The sequence below is a fragment of the Syntrophomonas sp. UBA5494 genome (genome assembly GCF_002426325.1).
In genome coordinates this window covers 19,405-26,977 of record NZ_DIPG01000037.1, presented here as the reverse complement: position 1 = coordinate 26,977, position 7,573 = coordinate 19,405, and the positions used below count along the sequence as shown (strand labels likewise).

The following is a 7,573-nucleotide window of genomic DNA, read 5'->3' as shown; positions in this document are numbered from 1 at the left end:
GGTGGTCCTGGCGCCCCTGGTGAAAAACCTCGCTTCAATGCCGGCAATTGTAACTTCCAACGGAGCCGAAAACAATAGCAGCATCGGCTCATTGTTCACCCTGAACTTCACCGTGGCGGATGGCGCCGCTGGCGGTGATTACCCGATTGAGGTAGACCTTAGCGAGGGCCAGGCAGGCAATTTCTGCAATGATGTGCCACAGCCGGTCCCGGTAACTTTCATCTCCGGCAAGATCACGGTTGAAGGTGCACCAGCTGAGGCGGGGCCCCCGATCTTCACCACCGATCTGAGCACTGAACCGGTCAGCTATACCGTGGGGCAAGCGGCAGCCGCCCTTACGGTGGAAGCCACTGTAAGCGACGGTGGCACCATCAGCTATCAGTGGTACAGCAACAGCGAAAACAGCACTGTAGACGGGACGGAACTCAGCGGAGAGACCGCCGCCAGCTATGTCCCTGAGACAAATAGCCTCGGCACCACTTATTACTATGTGATTGCCACCAACACCTTGGGCGAAAGCACCGCCAGTGCTGCCAGCAACGTTGCCGCAGTGACGGTGGCGGAAGCAGAACCCGGCGCGGCGCAGAAGCCCATATTTGACATCAATCTGAGTACCGACCCCGTTGCTTATACTATTGGCGATACCGCAGCTGCACTTGAGGTGGAAGCCACCGTAAGCGATAGCGGCACCATCACCTACCAGTGGTACAGCAACACCACCAACAGTACTGAAGGCGGAACCGCGATCAGCGGAGCGATCACCGCTGGCTATATTCCTGCCACAGACAGCCTCGGCACGACATATTACTATGTGATTGCCACCAACACCCTGGAAGGCAGCACTGCCGTAGCGACCAGTAATATCGCTGCAGTGACGGTGATAGAGGGCACGCCCGGCAACAGCGCCCCCGTTCTGAAGAGCGGCGTACCCTCTGCGGCGGAGGCTGCAGTGCAGATCAATACCGCCTATACCCTGGACCTGACGACGGTATTTGAGGACGCCGACGGCGATCCCCTCACCTATCAGGTGAGCATCGACGGCCTGCCTGCGGTCGCCGCCGCCGCCAGCTACAGCTATATTCCCGCGGCAACGGGTGAGCATACCCTGGTGTTCACTGCCAGCGACGGCAAAGCAACTTCAGAAAGCTATACCGTGACGCTGACGGTGGCGGCCAGTGATCCGCTTTTCGGACTGGATTTTAACTATGGTGTGATTGAAGAATTTACCCCGCTCCTCGCGCCGGCAAGCATCGCCGCGGATTTTCCGGACGGCCCGGCGTTCATCTTGCCCTTTTGCGGCCAGGCCCAATTCTCTTCAACAGACCAGCAACTTTTGAATTCCGTCACAAAGCAAAATATCAACGGGCAAACGTCAATACCGTCCAGCGGCAGTTCAAGCGGACGGTATCATCAGACACTGAACCTGTCGGGATATGCCTATGCGCCGGAAACAACTCCCGAGTGGCGTTCCATGTTCGGAACAGATCTCTATGTTATCAAGCTAATTCATCAATCGCAGGTACACTACCTGCTCCTGTCCGATTCCTATACGGAGGGCCTGGACGTCTATACCATCGCCAGAAAGCCGGGGTATAACACAGGCGCCACTAGTCTCCCCAAAAGCGCGACCTACGCGCGCGGCAGCAATGCCGTGGCCCTGCAATACACCATCACCAATCTCAATCCAGGGTCCGCCGGGGTCGGCGCCGTGACCTATCAGTGGTATGCATCCGCGGCAAACAGCGTGGAGGAAGGCATAGCGCAGCCGGGCGCCAACTCGCCGGTCTATATGCCCACCACCGCACACGTCGGGACGGCGTATTATTTTCTCGTTATTACCAACACGCTGGAGGAGGGGAATACGCCCAGCCATATCTCGGTCACCACCACGCCCCTGACGATGATCACCGTCATGGAGGTACCGGGCTGGGACTCCGGGGAGCCCCGGGACATCCCGCTGGATCTGAGCTATGATAACGGCGCCAGTCTGAACAAGATCACAATTGACGGCGGTGACGTGGTGGGCGCCGAGGGCACATGGGCGTTGGAATCCGGTTCGCAAATGTATGATTACACCTACGATATTGTACTCAGCTCTGCGTCCAGGACAGGCGATACCATCACGGCCGCCTTTGATTTTGAAGACCGGGTGGTAACGAGCGACATGGCGTTTCCGGGCCTTTCGAAATGCAGTTCCAGAGCGTCAGACAGTGAATGGGTGCCGCCGGGGGGAGCGGCAGGTTTAAAAAAAATCAGGGACGATCTGAAACTGAATCATACCGAATATTCGGCAACGCTTACCAATGAAGGCGCTTCCATCGAAGTGTTTCTCTATACAAGCAATGGCAATGCAGACTTAAACAAAGGCGGAATGAGGTTCACCCTCAACTTCACCGTGGCCTATGAGGATCCCGCCCCGGAGACGGTGGAGAGCCTCTCCATCGCCACGCCCCCCGACAGGACGGCCTATCTGTACGGAGAGAGCTTCGATCCCGCGGGCATGGTGGTCATGGCGCAACTGCAGGACGGGAGCGAAAAGGAGGTGCGCGGCTATGCCGTATCCCCCTCCGACCCGCTGACGCTGGCAGACGACAAGGTGATCATTTCCTACGGGGGATATAGTGTTGAGCAGGAAATCAGCGTTTCCTCCGCCCCGGTCATCATCAAAGCGGAGATGAAAAACGGCCAGTTTATCATGGAGCAGCCCCTCTATGATGAGCATGACGCCCACGTCGTGGTCCTCTACGGCAAGGCCTATGGTTTGATGGATATTACCGTTCCCGCCGGCGTCAGCGTTACGGTCAACGGCGACCCACAGACGGTCACAGCGGGGGACAAGTGCTCCCTGTCCCTGAACACCTCTGGCGGTACGACAGGCACTGCCAACACCATCGTTCTCAGCTTGGGTGATCAGACCACCACCTACATCGTCACCTGCCACAGCCAGTTATACAGCGGGATGCCGGACGCCGTCACCGACTACCTCTGCATCAATTCCCAGTATACGAACGGCATGTTCTATATTGGAGAGGTCCAACTGCCCTACGGGCTCAACGGTGTTTCCTCGCTGATAGGAAGCGCTAGAACGACCGCAGAAGGGATGTACAGCGGCCCCACCTCCCTCGGCAATTTCGCCGGGTACATCACCTATTATTACAGGAATGCCATCTACGACAATCCCAACAGTCCATATGGCGTGGAATTTGTCGTTTCCGGCAATTCCGTGGACGGGGGGGGCGGCTTCGCGGAGCCGGGCCAGGTCTGGGTGTCGGAGGACGGCGAAAACTGGTACGCCCTGGCTGGTTCTCTCCACTATGACGACTGCGCCCAGTATAAAACCATCACCTATGCCAGAACGTCCAACGGCAGAACCCAGGGCACGTTGGACGGCGTGACCAGCCTGAGCAACTATTTCTATCCGCTCAAGAAGAATTATCCGCTGTTTGCCTGGCCGGAGGGCTCGGAAAACGCGATCACCCTCAGCGGGGTGCTGTTGTCGGCGCAGAGCGGGGAAAACGAATACGGCAACACTGTGCCGATGTTCCCAGATTTTGGGTATGCCGACGTCGGCCAGATAAGTACCATGGTCATAAACCCCTACCTCGGGACCGTAAACGGTATGATGGATCTGGCCTGGGCGGTGGACGAGTCCGGCCAGCCGGTCAGCTTCCCCGACGGGATCCACTACATCAAGGTGCAGACCGCCAGCAATATTATTAACGGCGCTATCGGCGAAAAATCAACCGAGGTTAACATGGTTCAGGCAGCGGGTGGGCCAAGCAGCGTCGGGAAAACCTCTGCGCCCAGTTCTATTACCGTTGACGGGCAGGCGGTCCCTTTAGAGGCCGGAGTTTATTCCTATAATGTGGAGGTCAGCGGCGGCTTTAACGTGACGGTCGACGCCGGCGAGGGATCCAACGTTTATATCAATAGCAGCCGTACTAAAAACGTGACCTTTTCAAAAGCTCCCTCCCATGGCATGGTCCGCGTGATCGTACAAGAGGGCACCAAGGAACCTGTTATCTATTACCTGACGCTGACCGATAGCGGCGAGCCCTCCGTCAGCAGCCAAATTACCTTCAACGCCAACGGAGGCCGGGTGGAAGGACAGACCTCCATCACCCGCTATTATGACGCCGATACTGAGGATAAGGTTTTCCCCATTCCGGTCCGGGATAACTATACCTTCCTGGGTTGGTATTCAGGAGCAGAGAGCTACAGCGAATACAGCACGGATATGCCCGCGGAGTTGACCCTGACGGCAAGTTGGCAGTATGATGGCCCAGTCGTTGAGGGCCGGGTGCGGGTGATCGTGGAGAACACCACTTATCCGAAAAGCGCCGGCGCTCTCTGGGACGGCGCCCTGGCGGATACCTGGGTGGATATCGATGAAGAGAGCACCATGATGAGCTGTGTGGTGGCGGCCCTGGATACGGTGGAGGCTACTCAGGTAGGCGCTGAAAACAACTACATCTCCTCCATCAACGGCCTGGGGGAATTCGCCGGCGGCCAGGGCGGCGGCTGGATGGGCACCTTAAACGACTGGTTTACCCACACCGGCTTCGGCGGCGTCACAGTGGCGGCGGGTACCCTGGAAGCCGGGGATGAGATCCGCATCATGTACACCACCAATTGGGGCGTGGACCTGGGCGGCACCTGGGACAACAACGATAAAACGGTTAAAGCCATCGCCTTCAGCATCGGGACACCGTCTCCCACCTTCGACAAAGATACCCATACCTATACCCTGACAGTGCCGGAGGGAACCGAGGGCGTTATCGTCACACCCACGGCTACCAACAAGAACTTCCAGGTGCGCAGCTATCTGGGCACCCAGGGCTCGGGAACTGAGTATAAGCGCACCGCCACCATTCCCATCAGTGACGGAACTGTCATCAGCGTGGTGTGCGGCGACCCCGAATGGCCCAGCATGAACAACGGCCCTTATCCCGGCAATTATGCCGAACTCGTCCCTGCCGAAACCTACACCATCACTGTGCAGGTAGAGACAGAGCAGCCCGACGGCTACACTGTGCGACTATCCACGGCCGACACCGACAAGAACCCCGGAGAAACCGTCAGCGTTAATCTCAAGGTAGATGGTTCAGAGGGCATCAGCAGCTACGCCGCTCTGCAGACCACAGTCAGCTATGACAAGAGCAGGGTAAACTACAGCGGCAGCAGCTTAGGAAACGGCTTCACCGTCACCGACAACCCGTCGGCAGGCAAGCTGGTCATCACCAGAGTTGGTTCCAGCACCCCTACCGGCAATCAGGGCAGCCTGAGCTTCCGGGTAAGACACGACCTCCCGGCAGGCAGCAATGAGGCGGTATTTTCCGTCATTTCAGCTTTGGTGGGAGCCAGCGGCGATCCCAGCGACCCTGAAGCAGCAGCAATTGGAGCCAACGTAAGCGTCAATGTGCACAACCTGACCGTGAGCTTCACAGCGGGAGCCCATGTGAGCATGGACAGTGCCACCGCCTATACCAAATATGGAGTACCCGGACTGTACACCGACAACTTCTACACCGCAGCTTTTGTTGAACCGGTTGCCACAGCGGATACCGGCTATGTACTGGACAGCCCCCTGTGGAATGACGGCAGCGGCAATGTGGATTATGAAAGCATAGCAGCCACAGCCTTCACCGCCAATGCCGCCTATACCGCCACAGCCACCCAGGATATCAACGTCAGCATCATCCTGCCCGAGCAGGCGACAGTTATCTCCGGAGTTGAGGAAGGCCAAGCCAGCTACGGTGCCGACGTGGTATTCAGCATCACCCCCGATCCCGGCAAGGAGATCGTCAGCGTAGCCTACACGGTAGGAAGCGGCAGCCCGGTGATATTGACCGCCATTGAAGGGATCTACACCATCCCCGGCAGCGCCTTGACCGCAGATATTATCGTGACTCTCACCCAAAAGCTTAAGGGCACGGTGAGCTTTATCGGCTTCGACGACTACAAGGGGGCCCCTACTGGCTTCAAAGTATTGAAGTTTGCAGCCAATCCGCCTGAAGGCCACAAATACCAGTACAACGATACGGACATGTATTACTCCGAAAAATATGAGTTATTTGTATGCTTTGCGGCATCTGAGGTGAATGAAGAGACGGCTCTTGCCGGCATCAGCTGTGTTGAAGGCACGGCGCCGGAGATCAACTATGACGGCAATGTCAACCAGAGTCCTTCAGGTCTGGTGAACATCATCGACGCCCAGCTGGTCTATGATCTGTATACGGGAGTGTACCTGACCGACCCGGCCTTTGCCAACGTATCCCGGTTGATGCGCCTGGCAGCCGACGTCAACGGCGACGGCTCTACCGACACCACTGACGTGCAGATCATCGTCAGCCTGGTGCAGAACCAGGAAGTGTAAGCGGAGTCCATCGGGCGGGTGAAGTCCGGTCGGTAAAACCCAATGGGCAAAGTTTCCCAGGATTAACGAGGAACAGGCTTCTGAAGCGAAGCCTGCCGGAAGGCAGGCTTAAGAAGTCTGGGAGAAGGCCGGGGAGGAAAGGGGGATGATAGTATTCCCGGCCTTTGGAAAAGTTGATGAACAACAGGCCAAAACCCCATAGAGCCTGCGGCGGGGACGGGATGGTTAAGCTTTTCAGGCCGCAGACTCTGGTTCATGCCATGGCAGGGTATACTGCATGATATAGCGTCAAGTTATACTAAAATTTTCAATTAGGAGGAAACAAGATGAAGAAAATAAAATTATTGTTGTTTATAATCTTAACCGCAGCCTTGACAATCAATCCGGCCGTGCTTGCTGCGACGGCGGATGCGAGGAATATGACCTATTCTTTTAAGCTGTCTTCCACTGCGACAAACATCCGGGTGGGAGATGTGATCACCGTCCAATTGGTGCTCGAACGCACCGATGAGAACGCACCCTATCTTTTATACTCGATGCAGGATGAAATAAAGTATAACAGCGGATATTTCACCCTGGTTGATGGTTCAATTTCGACTGCTGCCGATGTCGACTCGGGGATACGCACCATGAGCGACAATGTTCATCAAAAAGTGATCATGAGCCTGGTCGATTTAACCGGCTCCGGTTTACAACAGAATAGTTCTCTGACCGTGGGCACTTTTAAACTGGAAGCTTTAAAAGCCGGTACAACCAGGATCGAGAGCACAGACTACAAGGTCAATAAGAGCAGCGGTTTGGGTACTTATGCATCCACCGCCAATCCCCTTGATATTACCATCTCTGACCCTGCCGGCCCCGGCGGAGGCGGGGGCGGGGGAGGAGGCGGGGGAAACACTCCCGTAAACCCGAGTGCCAGTGATGACCAGGCCTTGCAGGATGCCTTGACGCAAACCGGCCAGGCCAAACTCAGCCTGGAGAACAAAACCGACGGGAAAGCCTTGCTCTCCCCGAATACCCTCAAGAGTGTCAATGAAGGCAAACCCCTGATTCTGGAGAACAAAGGCGTGCAGGTGGAATTCCCCGCCGGCTCTCTGCTGACGGAACAGTTCAAACAGTCGACCTCCGCCGGGGAAGCCCAGGTGGAAATTACCGTCAAAGAGCTGGAACCTGCCCAAAAAGAGGAGATTCTGGCCA

2 protein-coding genes are annotated in these 7,573 nt (G+C 56.6%); both read left to right on the top strand.

Translation table 11 applies throughout. The features are described from left to right. The first annotated feature begins 37 nt into the window (after positions 1-37). Positions 38-6,376, top strand: coding sequence for an InlB B-repeat-containing protein (locus B3W37_RS03740; protein ID WP_483174829.1), 6,339 nt, complete (start codon positions 38-40; stop codon positions 6,374-6,376). Between the two features lie 326 nt (positions 6,377-6,702). Continuing rightward, positions 6,703-7,573, top strand: an 871-nt coding sequence (locus tag B3W37_RS03735) for a hypothetical protein (protein WP_483174828.1), incomplete at its 3' end; no start/stop codon positions are given.